The sequence below is a fragment of the Spongorhabdus nitratireducens genome, from assembly GCA_947387575.1.
Lineage (GTDB): Bacteria > Pseudomonadota > Gammaproteobacteria > Pseudomonadales > Endozoicomonadaceae > CANDOC01.
The window spans coordinates 305,369-319,633 of sequence record CANDOC010000006.1; the positions used below are offsets into that span (position 1 = coordinate 305,369).

The 14,265-nt window shown below is 51.3% G+C and carries 13 protein-coding genes; 9 read left to right on the forward strand and 4 right to left on the reverse strand.

Going from position 1 to position 14,265, the window contains the following annotated elements; translation table 11 throughout:
• The first annotated feature begins 274 nt into the window (after nucleotides 1-274).
• Entirely contained in the window at nucleotides 275-913 is a 639-nt protein-coding gene (locus ACYZZ0_RS13245; protein WP_461537113.1) for a GntR family transcriptional regulator, read from the forward strand.
• 62 nt (nucleotides 914-975) lie between these two features.
• On the opposite strand, the gene ACYZZ0_RS13250 is transcribed toward ACYZZ0_RS13245, so the two are convergent.
• The 3 genes from ACYZZ0_RS13250 to ACYZZ0_RS13260 all read right to left on the reverse strand — a co-directional run bounded on the left by ACYZZ0_RS13250 (nucleotide 976) and on the right by ACYZZ0_RS13260 (nucleotide 5,218).
• Nucleotides 976-2,352 carry an OprD family outer membrane porin gene (locus tag ACYZZ0_RS13250; protein ID WP_461537114.1) on the reverse strand — a complete coding sequence of 459 codons (1,377 nt, stop codon included), beginning with the start codon at nucleotides 2,350-2,352 and terminating at the stop codon, nucleotides 976-978.
• 162 nt (nucleotides 2,353-2,514) lie between these two features.
• A complete protein-coding gene (locus ACYZZ0_RS13255; RefSeq protein WP_461537115.1) occupies nucleotides 2,515-3,132 on the reverse strand; it encodes an FKBP-type peptidyl-prolyl cis-trans isomerase in 618 nt (205 codons plus the stop codon).
• 115 nt (nucleotides 3,133-3,247) lie between these two features.
• Entirely contained in the window at nucleotides 3,248-5,218 is a 1,971-nt protein-coding gene (locus ACYZZ0_RS13260; protein ID WP_461537116.1) for a cation:proton antiporter domain-containing protein, read from the reverse strand.
• A gap of 210 nt (nucleotides 5,219-5,428) precedes the next feature.
• Between ACYZZ0_RS13260 and ACYZZ0_RS13265 the strand changes: the two genes are divergently transcribed.
• The 4 genes from ACYZZ0_RS13265 (at nucleotide 5,429) to ACYZZ0_RS13280 (ending at nucleotide 8,779) form a co-directional block, all read left to right on the forward strand.
• On the forward strand, nucleotides 5,429-5,692 hold the full coding sequence (locus ACYZZ0_RS13265; protein WP_461537117.1) for a glutaredoxin family protein: 264 nt from the start codon (nucleotides 5,429-5,431) through the stop codon (nucleotides 5,690-5,692).
• 1 nt (nucleotide 5,693) lies between these two features.
• Nucleotides 5,694-6,539: a cobalamin-binding protein gene (locus ACYZZ0_RS13270; RefSeq protein ID WP_461537118.1), complete on the forward strand. Its 846-nt coding sequence runs from the start codon at nucleotides 5,694-5,696 to the stop codon at nucleotides 6,537-6,539.
• Nucleotides 6,540-6,646: 107 nt separating this feature from the next.
• Nucleotides 6,647-7,537, forward strand: a complete 891-nt coding sequence (locus tag ACYZZ0_RS13275; RefSeq protein ID WP_461537119.1) for a cation diffusion facilitator family transporter — start codon at nucleotides 6,647-6,649, stop codon at nucleotides 7,535-7,537.
• 153 nt (nucleotides 7,538-7,690) lie between these two features.
• The gene (locus ACYZZ0_RS13280; RefSeq protein WP_461537120.1) at nucleotides 7,691-8,779 is read left to right on the forward strand and encodes a quinone-dependent dihydroorotate dehydrogenase; all 1,089 of its coding nucleotides are present in this window, start codon (nucleotides 7,691-7,693) and stop codon (nucleotides 8,777-8,779) included.
• Nucleotides 8,780-8,857: 78 nt separating this feature from the next.
• Here ACYZZ0_RS13280 and rmf read toward each other — a convergent pair whose 3' ends face one another.
• On the reverse strand, nucleotides 8,858-9,073 hold the full coding sequence (rmf, locus tag ACYZZ0_RS13285; protein WP_461537121.1) for a ribosome modulation factor: 216 nt from the start codon (nucleotides 9,071-9,073) through the stop codon (nucleotides 8,858-8,860).
• Nucleotides 9,074-9,400: 327 nt separating this feature from the next.
• On the opposite strand from rmf, the gene rlmKL reads away from it, so the two are divergent.
• The 4 genes from rlmKL to lolD all read left to right on the forward strand — a co-directional run bounded on the left by rlmKL (nucleotide 9,401) and on the right by lolD (nucleotide 14,254).
• Complete coding sequence (gene rlmKL, locus ACYZZ0_RS13290) at nucleotides 9,401-11,623, forward strand: bifunctional 23S rRNA (guanine(2069)-N(7))-methyltransferase RlmK/23S rRNA (guanine(2445)-N(2))-methyltransferase RlmL (protein WP_461537122.1); 2,223 nt, start codon at nucleotides 9,401-9,403, stop codon at nucleotides 11,621-11,623.
• A 105-nt stretch (nucleotides 11,624-11,728) separates the two neighbouring features.
• Nucleotides 11,729-12,199 carry a CreA family protein gene (locus ACYZZ0_RS13295; RefSeq protein WP_461537123.1) on the forward strand — a complete coding sequence of 157 codons (471 nt, stop codon included), beginning with the start codon at nucleotides 11,729-11,731 and terminating at the stop codon, nucleotides 12,197-12,199.
• 101 nt (nucleotides 12,200-12,300) lie between these two features.
• A complete protein-coding gene (locus ACYZZ0_RS13300) occupies nucleotides 12,301-13,548 on the forward strand; it encodes a lipoprotein-releasing ABC transporter permease subunit (protein WP_461537124.1) in 1,248 nt (415 codons plus the stop codon).
• Nucleotides 13,541-14,254 carry a lipoprotein-releasing ABC transporter ATP-binding protein LolD gene (gene lolD / locus ACYZZ0_RS13305; RefSeq protein ID WP_461537125.1) on the forward strand — a complete coding sequence of 238 codons (714 nt, stop codon included), beginning with the start codon at nucleotides 13,541-13,543 and terminating at the stop codon, nucleotides 14,252-14,254. The genes ACYZZ0_RS13300 and lolD overlap by 8 nt, the downstream gene beginning before the upstream one ends.
• The last annotated feature ends 11 nt before the right edge of the window (nucleotides 14,255-14,265 follow it).

The following is a 14,265-nucleotide window of genomic DNA, read 5'->3' on the forward strand; positions in this document are numbered from 1 at the left end:
AGCTGATATATCAGTGATATTTCAATGGTATGCCTGTTGTTTTTTGAAGTGATTGATCCAGGTCAATAAAGGCAAGAGAGAGGAAGCTGGCAGGTTCAGGTGAGGGGGCCGTAAACAGGGCCTTTAAGCCCTGCTTAGTGAGACAGAAAATAGGTAAGAAAAAGAAAGAAAAGGCGACACAAGCAGGCAGGAATAAGTAATATTGCAGCAAGATTCATGATATCGGGCTGATATATCATTGTCCCGGTAAACGTATTTCCAATACAGAGAAGTTATGGGTGCAGAAAAGTCGCTGACAGACATAGCCTGTGAACAGCTTGAACGAATGATCGTCTTCCAGCAGCTCAAGCCGGGTGTTATGTACTCGGAGAAAAAACTGGCCGAAGCGATTGATATGGGGCGAACGCCGGTCAGGGAAGCACTGCAGAAGCTGGCCTGGGAACAGATGATTGTAATCCATCCCCGTTGCGGGATTCAGGTTGCCAATGTGTCGGTTGAAAGCCAGCTCAAGTTACTTGAGGTTCGTCGTCCACTGGAAGCCCTGTGCGCCAGACTGGCCGCACAAAGAGCAACACCGGAGCAGAAAGCTGAAATGGCAATACTGGGCGATGCCATTCTGCAATGCGCTCAGGATCACGATGACGAGAAATTTATGGAGTGCCTGCGGGGCTGCCACGCAGCTCTGGTTGAAGCGGCACGAAATGAATATATCAGTAAGGTGATGCGGCCGTTGCAGGGGCCTTCACGTCTGTTCTGGTTCCGTAACCGGGAAATGGATACCGCTCATCCGGCTAGGCTTCATGCCAAGATTATGACTTGTGTTTCAAGAGGAGACAGTGAGGGTGCTGAAGAAGCGTCCAATATGCTGATTGAATATCTGTGTGATTTTTCGCTGGCACGGTTGAAAATGTAAGCAAAACAGGCTGGTGGCATGTTATTGCTACCAGCCTGAAACCCTATTATTTGAAGCGCTTTCTATTTAAACCGATAGTTATATTCCAGCAATACCCTGCAGCCATCCCGGTCACCTATGGCACCACGCTCCAGTAGATAGCCTGCACCGAAGGTCAGACCTTTGAGCGACGGTGACTGAAAATCATAGGCAAACCAAATATCCCGCTCCCAGTGTACATCCAATGCCGGATTGTCTCGCTGACTGGCTGATTTTTTATAGTTATCAGCATGAGTGTACAGCACAACGGTTGTCAGCCCGGGCAGGCCGTAGTCCTGCAGATTGTATACGGCGCCTCCCGTCCATACATTGATATTGTCCTGATTGAAATACTGCCAGAAGCCCTTGGTCATTGGTTTCCAGCCTTCTTCATGATCATCTGGCCCCCACGACATTTCGAACTCTCCCTTGCGAATCCGGGTGCAGGCCAGCCAGGCTTCCAGCGAGCCGGTGTTGACGATCAAATTGTAATTAGTGGCACGGGACTCATGGTTGGGATCACGATACACCGATGAACTGCCACCGAGAGCTGATTGCTTCCAGTGACGTATATCTAGAGTGATATCCAGCTCCGGATTTACAGGGATTTTCCAGGCCGCAGTGGTGAAGGTTTTCTTCATATAGTTTTTGCCTTCAGCCCACTCATAACCCAGGGTGATCCCTTGATCAAACTGATACTGGCCCCCCAGATTGAGAATGTAATCAATGTAATCCGGTTTGCCTGATTTCTGATTGGCGCGGATTCTATCCATACTGCTGGACCAGCGGGCACTGGTGCGGTCAAACCGCTGCCCGTAAAGTTTAAGATTGCCTGAATATCCTTCCAGATAGCCGCCCTGAAAACTGGATTCAGTCATGCGAGAGGTATGACTGGTAACCAGCTGGGTGTCAGAAGTCATACGCCCAAACCGGGCCAGCAGGCCGGTATCATCATCACCGCAGTGCAGCTTGATATTGGCTACACCTATTTTGGATATATCGTAGGCATCACCACCATGCCGGTCTTTATCTGACCAGAATGAGCCGTAGGCGTTGGCCGAGGTGGTGTAGGGTTTGGCGTAATAGGCTGTGGCATCAAAACCGAAGTGATCATTCAGCCAGCCTGATTCGTATTGCAGCCACAGGGCGCTACCGAAGTCGCGGTTTCTGAATTGTTTCGGCTTGTGGCTGTCGACGCGGGTGCGGTAATCAGTGCGGAATTTCAGGTTGATATTACTTTGATCCCAAAAGACTGAAGAAGGTGGATTGAAGTCATGCCCGGTTGTGGCTTGGGAGCAAACCGGCATTGCTGACAGCGTAGCCATCAGAATACCCTGCCACCAACGGCGTTCAGTCCAGTGGGTATTGCGGGATAAATCAGTAACAAGTTGGCGTGGGGGAGGCAGTATTTTTTGAAACATGATTTCTTCCGTTCGGTAAAGAATGACTGCTGTGCGAAAAGCACACCGGAAGAAAGTTAGTTCAGCAGCAGGGGATTAACAGGCCAGACGACAGTGAAGAGGCGGAAGACATGGGCAAAAAAGCTGAGAAGCCCATGAAAGCTTCTCAGCGATCAGTCATGATCAGGCTACGATATCCAGCAGCTCGACATCAAAGATCAGAGTGGAGTACGGAGCAATCGCACCGCCGGCACCGCGCTCACCGTAAGCCAGGTTGTGCGGTACATACAGACGCCACTTGGAACCAACCGGCATCATCTGCAGCGCTTCGGTCCAGCCGGCGATTACGCCATTTACCGGGAATTCAGCAGGCTGGTTACGCTCTACGGAGCTGTCAAATACAGTACCGTCGACCAGAGTGCCGTGGTAGTGGGTGCGTACCTTGGAGGTAGCAGTCGGCTTGTCGCCTTCACCGGCAGTGATGATTTCGTACTGCAGACCGGATTCGGTCACAACAATATCTTCACGCTGGGCGTTTTCAGCCAGGAACTTCTCGCCTTCAGCGCTCATTTCCTTGGCACGTTCAGCTTCTTCAGCCTGAATGCGCTCGTGCATTTCATTGAATGCAGCTTGCAGGGCAGTGTGCTCAACAGCGCTCTCGGCACCGTTCAGAGAGTCAGCCAGACCGGCCAGTACCGCGTCGATGGACAGACCTTTGATCGGAGTGGAGGACAGCTGGTCGCCCATCTGGCGGCCGATGCCGTAGCTTACTTTTTCTTCAACTGTGTTGTATTCAGACATTTACTTCAGCTTGATCTGGTAAGTGAAAGGCGGGCATCTTAACACATTCATTAACACAAAAGCCCGGAACATATGCCAATGTCCCGGGCTTTTAGCGTGGCTTTAGATGAGAACGTTATTTGCCAGTCAGCAGTAGGCTTTCCGCATGCTCGACCTGTTCGCCGTCACCGCGCACCAGAATGATATCGTTTTCCTGCAGTACCTGATCCAGTGGATCAGACATCGTTCGGCTCAGACGTTTTACGGTATCGAGTGTCACTCCGGTGTAGTCCAGATCGATCTCGCTAAGCTTCTTGCCATGACACCAGGCCTTGCGGCTGACCGGAATACCGTGCAGCAGGCTGCGCGGCTGACCGGACTGGTCAAACAGCGGTTCGGTCTGACCCAGATAGCAGGCGTTTACGGTCTGATAGCGTTCTGCCCGGACATGCTGAATCTTGTTACGTACCACGGCGGGATCCTGTCCCAGGTGCATCAGTACATGACCGGCAATTTGCAGACTGGACTCCAGCACTTCCGGAATAACGTTGGTTGCCCCCATTTCCATCAGTTCATCCAGATGGGAGTCATCACGGGTTCTTACCAGAACCGGTACATCAACACTGTGTTCCCGAATCATTGCCAGCACATTCTTAACTTCTTTGCTGCTGTTGATGCAGAGTACCACCAATCTGGCTCGCTTTAGTCCCAGTCCCAGCAGCATATCGGCCCGACGGCAGTCACCGTAAAAGACCGGTTCGCCAGCTCTGGTAGCTTCTCGCACATGAAGCGGGTCGTCATCAATTGCAATCCAGCCCAGCTGCTCTTGGGAGAGAATCCGGCTGACGGCCTGTCCAACCCGACCGAAACCACAGATCAGGGTATGACCCTCAACATGGCCGCAGGCCTGTTCCATCATTTCCTGACTGGTAAACACCTGTTCCTTGTTACCAAAGACCTTACGCGTTAACTGGGGTGAGAAACGAATCAGCAACGGTGTCATGGTCATCGAGATAATGGTGACCGCCAGCACAATTGATGATATTTCATCACTCACCAGATCATACTGGGAAGCCAGTGCCATCAGTGCCAGACTGAATTCTCCGGCCTGAGCCAGTGCCAGCGCAGCTCTGAAAGTATTACTTCGCTTGTGCCCCATTAGTTTGCCGAGGGTGAAAATAAGCCCCAGCTTGAACAGAATCAGTCCGGCAGAAGCCAGCAGTACCCAGTGAATATTGCCGGCAAAGTCGTTGACATCAATCATCAGACCGACAGAGACAAAGAACAGGCCCAGCAGAATATCCCGGAATGGACGGATATCAGCCTCAATCTGGTGACGGTAATGACTTTCCCCCAGCATCATCCCGGCAACAAAACCACCCAGTGCCATCGACAGATCCAGTACATGAGTCACCCAGGCTGCCAGCAGAGCAGTCACAATCGCACTCAGGACAAACAGCTCCTGGGAGCGAACCTGGGCAATTTCGTGGAATACGGCAGGCAGCACCCATTTACCAATCAGCATCATGACCACAACCAGCAGGGTACCTTTCAGCAGTGCCATGCCAATTGGTAGCAAAATATGGCTGTCGGTACCGGCAAGAGCAGGAATCAGAATAAGGAACAGAACTGCGGCGATATCCTGAAACAGTAAGACGCCGATAGCGAGCTGACCATGAGGCTGAATAATCTCATTACGCTGTGACAGTTCCCGCGATACGATGGCGGTTGAGGAGAGTGAAAGTCCTGCGCCCACCACAACCGCCGTTGTGGGAGGCAACCCAATAGCAATGGCTATGCCCGAGATAAATAACGTGGCCACCAGTACCTGCAGCCCGCCAAGGCCGAATACAACCTGGCGCAGGGCCACCATCTTGGCGATTGAGAACTCCAGCCCCAGGGTGAACAGCAGGAACACCACCCCGATCTCGGCCAGCAGCGAAATATCAAAATCGCTCTCGATAACACCGGTGAGCGACGGTCCAAGAATAATGCCGACGGCAAGATAGCTCAGGGTGTCCGGCAACCGGACACGGTAAAACAGCGCAATACAGATTACCGACAGGGACAGGATAATCAGCAGCTGGTTAAAAAAAGTGAAGTCCATTCGGGGCCTCGTATCAGGACGGCATCTTGGTATGATTTATATTTACCCTGGGAGAAATTTCATCCATCCGGAATAAAATTTCTTTACGTTCAGTGGCTTGTGTTCATTCTTTATAAGCAAGTGTTATTAACAAGCCGGGACTATTGTTGTTAGTCCTGAAAGTAATTATAAATCAACTTTCTATCTCTAAACTGAAAAGTTGAGCGTTTAATGCAGACTTTTATTCTTTATTCCACCGAAGGGTGTCATTTGTGTGAACTGGCCGAGGCCGTTATCACCCGTTCACCCAGCTTTGGCAGCTTTGCCTGTGCGGTTGAAGATATTGCCGACAGTGACGAACTGATGGAGCAGTATGCAGTGCGTATTCCTGTATTAAAGGATGAAGCTTCCGGTGCTGAGCTGGGCTGGCCTTTTGACCAGCAGCAACTTGAAAGCTTTATTCAGCAGTGTCGACAGATCAGCAGCATTGCCTGAGATGATACTTATCAGACAACTGATGGCATGGCTGCCGGTTTTATTTGGTCTGTGCTTTTCCATTCCGGCGTTATCGGCTTCGGCCCCTCTGCGAGTGATTACCCTGTCACCTCATACCACGGAGCTGGTTTATGCGGTCGGTGCCGGTGATCTGTTAGTTGGCACCGTCGAGTCTAGTGACTATCCAGCAGAGGCGCTTGAATTACCTCGAGTGGGTAAGGGGCCAACGCTGAGTATTGAAAAGATTGCGGCACTGCGTCCTGATCTGGTGTTTTACTGGCCTTCAGGTAATTCACCGCAGTTGATTGAGCAGTTGCGTCAGTTCGGAATCAGACTAGAGCCCTCCGACCCCCAGGGATACGAGGGGGTGGCTGCTGATCTGCGACGCATTGGCAAATTGCTTGGCAAGTCGGAGCAGGGCGACCGGGTGGCGAATGAACTGCTGGCGGGCTTTTCCCGTCTGACAGAAACGTATCAATCCAGAGCGCCGGTAAAGCTGTTTCTGGAAATATCGCATAACCCACTGATTAGTATAGGGAAAGGTTCGTTTATTAACCAATCGGTTGAGCTGTGCGGCGGTCAGAATATTTTTCAGGATGTTGGTCAGGGCTGGCCTCATGTCACACTGGAATCGATACTGAACAGGCAGCCCGAGTTGATAGTGACGACTGATCACAACCAGCAAGCCTTTATGGCATACTGGCAGCAGTGGGCTGATCTGCAGGCGGTCAAAAATAACCGGTTATATTTTATTGATCCGGATCTGCTGGTCAGGCAAACCCCCCGACTTTTGACCGGAGCTACCCGTCTGTGTGAAGTCCTGCAACAGGTACGTGCGGGCCAGTAAGCACATAAATGGCGGCGATATAATTAAACACCAATTTTCCTTCAGCAGTATTTGGTGGTTCGATTACACCGACAGGGATGTAACATCAGTCAGGATGTCCATATTTCATGATCGAAAATAATGACCGTGTGCACTATAACCCGGACCAGAAACGCTGGATCCGGTTTGCCTCTATTGCTTCAGTCACCACCGCAGTTCTGCTGATTGCGGTTAAGCTGGTGGCCTGGTTTATGACCGGGTCGCTCAGTGTGATGGCAACACTGCTGGACTCATTGCTGGATGCTGGCAGCTCCATTTTGACGCTGGTCGCTATCCAGATTGCCCTCCAGCCCGCAGACAAGGAGCACCGCTTTGGCCATGGTAAAGCAGAACAGCTGGCAGCACTGGCCCAGGCTGCTTTTATAAGTGGTTCCTCCATCATGCTGCTGTTTCAGGTAGTCGATGGATTTATCAGTGGTCCTGCAGTACACAATGAAAACCTGGCCATGGGTGTAATGGTGTTCTCCATTGTCGCCACCATGATTCTGTTGATGATTCAGCGTGAGGCTGTGCGCAGAACCGGTTCGGTGGCGATTCAGGCCGACTCGATGCATTACCGGGTGGATATCATTACCAACCTGACGGTTGTTGCTGCACTGGTGCTTTCATCCTGGGGCTATCCCGATATGGATGCGCTGTTCGCGCTACTTATCGGGCTTTATATGATGTACGGGGTCAAAGAGATTGGCTGGGAAGCAATTCAGAACCTGATGGATCGTAGTCTGCCGGAAGAAGATGAAACAGAAATAGAACGATTGGCGCAGGCCGTTCCCGGAGTGGAAGGCGTGCATGAGCTGCGTACCCGTCGCTCCGGTACCCAACCGATTATTCAGCTGCATCTGGATGTGCCAGGCAGTATCAGTGTGCAGCAGGCTCATGATCTCAGTGATCAGGTTGAGGAGGCGATTCTGCAGTATATGCCGGGGGCAGATATTATCGTCCACCATGACCCTGTGTGATCCTGTATTGCACTCGTTCTGACCGCGTGCCTTGAACACATGCTTTGGGCGCGTGTTTGAAGGCGTGATTGAACGATCGTAGCGCTGTACAGCATGGAGGTGGCGGGTATAATACGCCCGTTCATTTCCGTGCAGCCTTTTCGAGGAGTTCCGATGTACCGTCTGGCCCGAAACCTTCTGTTCAAAATGCCTGCCGAAACGGCTCACGAACTGACGCTTGATCTGCTCAGTGCAGCGTCAAGACTGAAACTGGCCAGTTTTCTAAATACTCCCGTTCCCGATCAGCCTGTCGAAGTCATGGGGCTGAAATTCCCCAATCCTGTTGGTCTGGCTGCTGGTCTGGACAAAAACGGTGATCATATTGATGCGCTGGGCGAGCTGGGTTTTGGTTTTCTGGAACTGGGTACCGTCACTCCCCGTCCTCAGCCTGGTAATCCCAAGCCACGTCTTTTCCGACTGGTAGAACATGAAGCCATCATTAACCGGATGGGCTTCAACAATATGGGCGTTGACCATCTGGTTCGTAATGTTAAACGCAGTAACTATCGTGGTGTGCTGGGTATCAATATCGGCAAGAATCTGGATACCCCGGTTGAGAAGGCCGTAGACGACTACGTGATTTGTCTGCATAAGGTCTATCCGGTCGCTGATTATGTCACGGTCAACCTGTCTTCACCGAATACTCCCGGCCTGCGTAACCTTCAGTTTGGCGATATGCTGAAAGAACTGCTGGCAACCCTGAAACAAGAACAGAAGCAGTTGGAGCAGAAGCATGACCGCTATGTGCCGGTTATGATCAAAATTGCTCCTGATATGACTGACGAAGAGTTATATGAAGTCGCCGATGCGTTGCTGCTGGCAGAGATCGACGGTGTGGTTGCAACCAATACCACCCTTGAAAGAGATCCCGTCAGCGGACATGAGCATGCCTGTGAAGCGGGTGGCCTGAGTGGTGCTCCACTCACAGAACATTCCACTGAAATTGTGCGCAAGCTGGCAGAACGGCTGGCCGGTAAAATGCCCGTTATTGGTGTCGGTGGTATTGTTGATGGTACCAGTGCCGCAGCCAAGTATCAGGCTGGAGCCAGCCTGGTTCAGATTTACAGTGGCTTTGTATTCAAGGGGCCGGAACTGGTTGGTGAAGCGGTGGATGCGATTACAGCCTGCATGAAGTCAGAGGTGAAAACTGACAGTGAAGTGAAGCCGGAAGCGCATAAGGTCGAGCAAAGCCCGGAAGAGTAACGAGGTTGGAAACAGTAACTGGCAAGAAAAACCCGCCGTTGCGGCGGGGCAATCAGAAGTTAACAGAACAGGTATCGGTTACCAGTGATTGACCTTTCCGTGGCTTGTCACTGATTCAACACCGGTAAAACCCTCCCACTGATCAATTCGGCCCTGACGCCAGCCAGCCATCCAGGCCTGACGCGGGGCTTCAGTTTCGTGGGGGCACAAATCCTGTGACCGGCCGAGGGATCCAGCTTGATATCCCTTCGTGTAGGCTCGTTCTGATTTGTCTCTTTTCTGTGTTTTCATCATGTTTATGACCTCTAACTGACCGAAGCTTTCATGCTTCAATCACAACAGTCAGGGCTTTAAGCCCTACACTATAAATTTCTAAATGACTGACAGGCTGCTGTCGAGTAACTTTTGAGCATAAAGATATAGCCTGATATCCACAGAGGTTCTTTGAGGTGCTGTACGACAAGCCTCAGAGCCGGTTGAATGTCTTGCGTAAAGCGAAGGGGCGCGGCAGAATGCGCAGCCTTTTTTACAATGAATATCTTTTCATCTTCGTGGTGATGAAAAGATATGTCTTTCGCCCAAGGCTGTTATTAACGCCACAGCCCCTTCCCGGAGTTGATTTTGCAAACCTATCAGACCATGTATGACTTTTTTGTCAGCTGTCCGAAAAACGTCGAGTCGCTGCTGGCGCAGGAACTAACAGCGCTGGGAGCGGAGGATGTCCGGGAAACGGTTGCCGGTGTGTCATTCCGGGGGCCTTTAGAAACAGCTTATCGAATCTGCCTCTGGTCCAGACTGGGCAACCGGGTGCTGCTGCGTCTGGCCCGTTTCGAGATTAACGACGCTGATCATATGTATGAGCAGGTGAAAGCCATTGACTGGTATGACCACCTGGAACTGGACGGCCGTTTCTGCGTTGATTTTATTGGTACCGATAAAAATATCCGCCACACCGGGTTTGGTGCCCAGAAGATAAAAGACGGTGTGGTTGACCGGATGCGTGACAGTGAAGGTGCACGTCCTACCGTAAGCACTGACCGACCGGATATTCGGATTCACGCCCACCTGTCCAAAGGTAAACTAAGCCTGTCGCTGGATCTCAGTGGCGGCAGCCTGCATGAACGTGGTTATCGACAGCAGGTCGGTAAAGCGGCGCTGAAAGAAAACCTGGCCGCAGCGATTCTGGTTCGTAGCGAATGGCCTCGACTGGCACAGGAAGGTGCGCCGCTAATCGACCCCCTGTGTGGCTCCGGTACCCTGCTGACTGAAGCGGTCATGATGGCAGCTGATATTGCCCCGGGACTGTTGCGGATGCGATTTGGCTTTGAGCGCTGGCCCGGTCATGTTCCCAAAATATGGCGTGATCTGATGGAAGAGGCTCGTCAGCGCCGGCAGGAAGGGCTGGAACAGTTTGATAATGTCGTTCGTGGTTTTGATGCGGATCGTCGTGTTATTCAGCAGGCCAAAGCTAATGCGGAGAGAGCCGGGCTGAAGCGCTTTATCCAGTTTGAAAACCGTGATCTGCAACACTTCTCGCTGGATGGGCTGAAGGCTGAAAAAGGTCTGGTACTGACCAACCCTCCGTACGGTGAACGTCTGGGAGATCAGGCGTCGGTTATCTATCTCTATCGTAATCTGGGTGATGTATTACGCCGTGACTGTCCGGGCTGGGAAGCGGGTATTTTCACCGGTTCTCCGGAACTGGGTCGTAATATGGGGATTCGGGCCCATAACCGCTATAACCTGTTTAACGGCACTCTGGCTTGCCAGCTGCTGCGATTGAAGGTTGAAGACCCGTGGCTGGTGAAAGCGAAAGCTGAAGCCGGTAAAGAATCCGCTGAAAAGGCCAATGAAAATCGCGCACCCTTGTCTGCCGGTGCAGAAATGTTTGCCAACCGGTTGCGCAAGAACCTGCGTCTGCTGGGCAAATGGGCACGTAAGGAGCAGATCAGCTGTTACCGGATTTATGATGCAGATATGCCTGAATATGCCGTAGCGATTGATCTTTATAATGATCAGGTGCATGTGCAGGAATACCGGGCACCGGCTTCAATTGATGAGCGCAAGGCAACTGAGCGACTGCACGAAGTTATTTCCGCGATCCCGGTAGTACTGGATATTCCCCAGCAAAACGTGGTGCTGAAACGCCGTGAACGACAGAAGGGTGATAGCCAGTACCGTCGCCAGTCCGAACAGGGGCAGATGCTGGAAGTCAACGAAGGTGGATGTCGTTTACTGGTTAATCTGACCGATTATCTTGATACCGGCCTGTTCCTTGACCATCGTCCGGTAAGACTGCGGATTCAGCAGGAAGCCAAAGGCAAGCGGATGCTGAATCTGTTCTGCTATACCGCCAGCACTTCGGTTCATGCTGCTCATGGTGGTGCGGTAACAACCACCAGTGTCGATATGTCCAAAACCTACCTGGGTTGGGCCAGAAAGAACTTTGAACTGAATGGCATGGGACCAAAGCATCGACTGATCGAAGCTGATTGCCTGCGCTGGCTGGAGGAAGCTTCCGGTGAGAAGAACCCACGCAGCAAGGCGGTTGAAACCGGCCGCTATGATCTGATCTTTATGGATCCGCCAACCTTCTCCAATTCAGCCAAGATGCGTGGTGTACTGGACATTCAGGACGACCATATTCGACTGGTGCGTCAGGCAATGAAACTGCTTGCGCCGGGTGGTGTGCTGTATTTCTCCAACAATTACCGCAAGTTCAAGCTGGATCCTGCTGTTGCTGAAGAGTTTGAGGTAGAAGATATCAGCGCTGCAACCATTGATAAGGACTTCCAGCGTCGTCCGGGGATTCACTGTTGTTTCCGGATTCATCACAAGCGTTAAGTATGCAAAGTAGCTACCCCGTCAGGGGTAGCTCTGAATCGTGGCAAGAAAAATAATTATCTTTTTGGCATTATCTGCATCTGAATATCAGCCTGATTGTTTCACATGACTAAAAAACTACTTTCTGTCCTTGGTCTTACGCTTCTACTGACCGGTTGCGGTAGTGATGAAGTAGGTGATGTTTCTTTGGGGATGTTTACTACCAAGGATATCAAACTGAATGTACTGACTGATCCCAAAGTTCCTGGTGTGACGTGCCATGTAGCGAGTATTGAGGACAATCTGAGTATGTCAGATCCTTCTGACTCCTCTATCTCTTGTCGCCAAACCGGTGAGATTACGCCTGAAATGATAGCCAGTATCGACCGTTCTGATTCAGGAGAAGTTGTCTTCAAAAAGTCGAAAAGCATCTTTTTCAAGACGATGAAGATTCGACGTATCTTTGATGCTAAAAACCAGACACTGCTGTATGTGTCGTACTCGACCAAAGAGACGTCAGGCAGTTACAAGCACAGCTTGTCGACAGTTCCTCTATGGGGAACCAAAGCCTATCAGGTAAAGACTGCAACTCAATAACCGACAAAAAAGCCGCTTCAAGCGGCTTTGGTTTGTCATCCCCCTGCACGTTTGCGATCATTGAAGCCGAACATATCTATAAAACCTCTCGGAACTCGTTGATGTTCAGACCTCTGGCCTTTTTTATTGGCTTGCGCTACACCCGTGCAAAGCGGCGCAACCATTTTATTTCGTTTATTTCGCTGACATCGATGCTGGGTATGACGCTCGGTGTTGCGGTGCTGATTATTGTGCTTTCGGTGATGAATGGCTTTGACCGTGAGCTCAAGCAGCGGGTGCTGGGCATGGTGCCCCATGCAACGCTGACGGATGCTGCTGGCTCCATGAGTAACTGGCAGGAGCTGATCGATCAGGTTGATGGTGAACCCGGCTTTGTGGGAGCCGCGCCCTTTGTTAATGCCCAGGCCATGTTGACCTATCGTGGCGCGGTCAAAGGAGCTCTGGTCAATGGTATTGATCCGGCTATGGAGGCGAAGGTTTCCATTGTTGATGAGAACATGAAAGCCGGCTCACTGGAGAATCTTGAGCCGGGAGAGTTTGGCATTGTGCTGGGAGAGATTCTTGCCGCCCAGCTGGGAGCGAGGATGGGCGATAAGGTCACTATGGTCTTGCCCGAGGCATCGGTTAATCCTGCCGGTGTATTTCCTCGCCTGAAGCGTTTTACGGTTGTTGGCCTGTTCGGGGTAGGTGCTGATCTGGATGCCAATCTGGGGTATATCAATATTCAGGATGCGGCTCGCTTCAAGCGTTTGCCCAAAGACAGCGTAGAGGGGATCCGACTGGAAACGGCAGATCTGTTTGAGGCGCCGAAACTGGTCTGGCAGTTTGCCAACAAACTCTATGGCCGTTATTACATCAGTGACTGGACCCGAACCCATGGTCAGTTGTTCCAGGCTATTCAGATGGAAAAAACCATGGTGGGGCTGCTGTTGACCATTATTGTTGCTGTAGCAGCGTTCAACATTGTCTCCACGCTGGTAATGGTGGTAACTGACAAACAGGCCGATATTGCCATTCTGCGTACCTACGGCCTGACACCAATGCAGGTAATGCAGGTGTTTATGGTGCAAGGGACTCTGATAGGGGTTACCGGTACCGTATCGGGCGTTATTCTGGGTGTGCTGGGTGCATGGAATGTTTCAGCAATTGTCGCCGCGATGGAAAAAATGCTGGGTGTCCAGTTCCTTAATCCGAATGTGTACTTTATCAGCTACCTGCCTTCCCAGTTACAGTGGCCTGATGTGGCGTTGATCAGTGTTGCCGGTTTGATTTTGTCGTTTATTGCCACGCTGTACCCGGCCTGGCGCGCTTCCCGTACCCAGCCGGCGGAGGCGCTGCGTTATGAGTAATACCGTTTTGAGTAATGCTGAAGAACAAGGTCCGGTACTGGTTTGCAGTAATGTGGCCAAGACTTACGAAGAAGGCCCTGAAACGGTTCAGGTGCTGAGCGATGTTAATCTGGAAGTTCAGCCCCGGCAGCGACTGGCGATTGTCGGTAGCTCCGGTTCAGGTAAAACTACACTGCTGAATATTCTTGCCGGCCTGGATTCACCGACCTCCGGTAGTGTTCTGTTACAGGGTGAAGAGCTTTCTTCTCTGAATGAAACCGCACGAGCCAGGCTACGCAACCGAAACCTTGGATTTGTATATCAGTTCCATCACCTGTTGCCCGAGTTTTCCGCACTGGAAAATGTGGCCATGCCGTTGCTGATCAGAAAAGAACTCAGTGTGAAAGAAGCGCAGCGCCGCTCTGTTGAGCTGTTGGAGCAGGTTGGACTTGGGCACCGGATCAAACACCGCCCGGCAGAGCTTTCCGGCGGTGAGCGTCAGCGGGTTGCTATTGCCCGTGCTCTGGTAGGAAAACCTTCACTGGTTTTGATGGATGAACCTACAGGGAATCTGGATCCGCATACTGCTGAGAAAGTGCATGAGGTGCTGGTGGCCTTGACTCAGGAAGTTGCGACCAGTTTTATTGTTGTGACTCATGATATGGAGTTTGCCAAAACGATGGATGATGTTTATCGGTTATCTGAAGGTAGCTTGGCATTATCATAGTCTTTTAACTA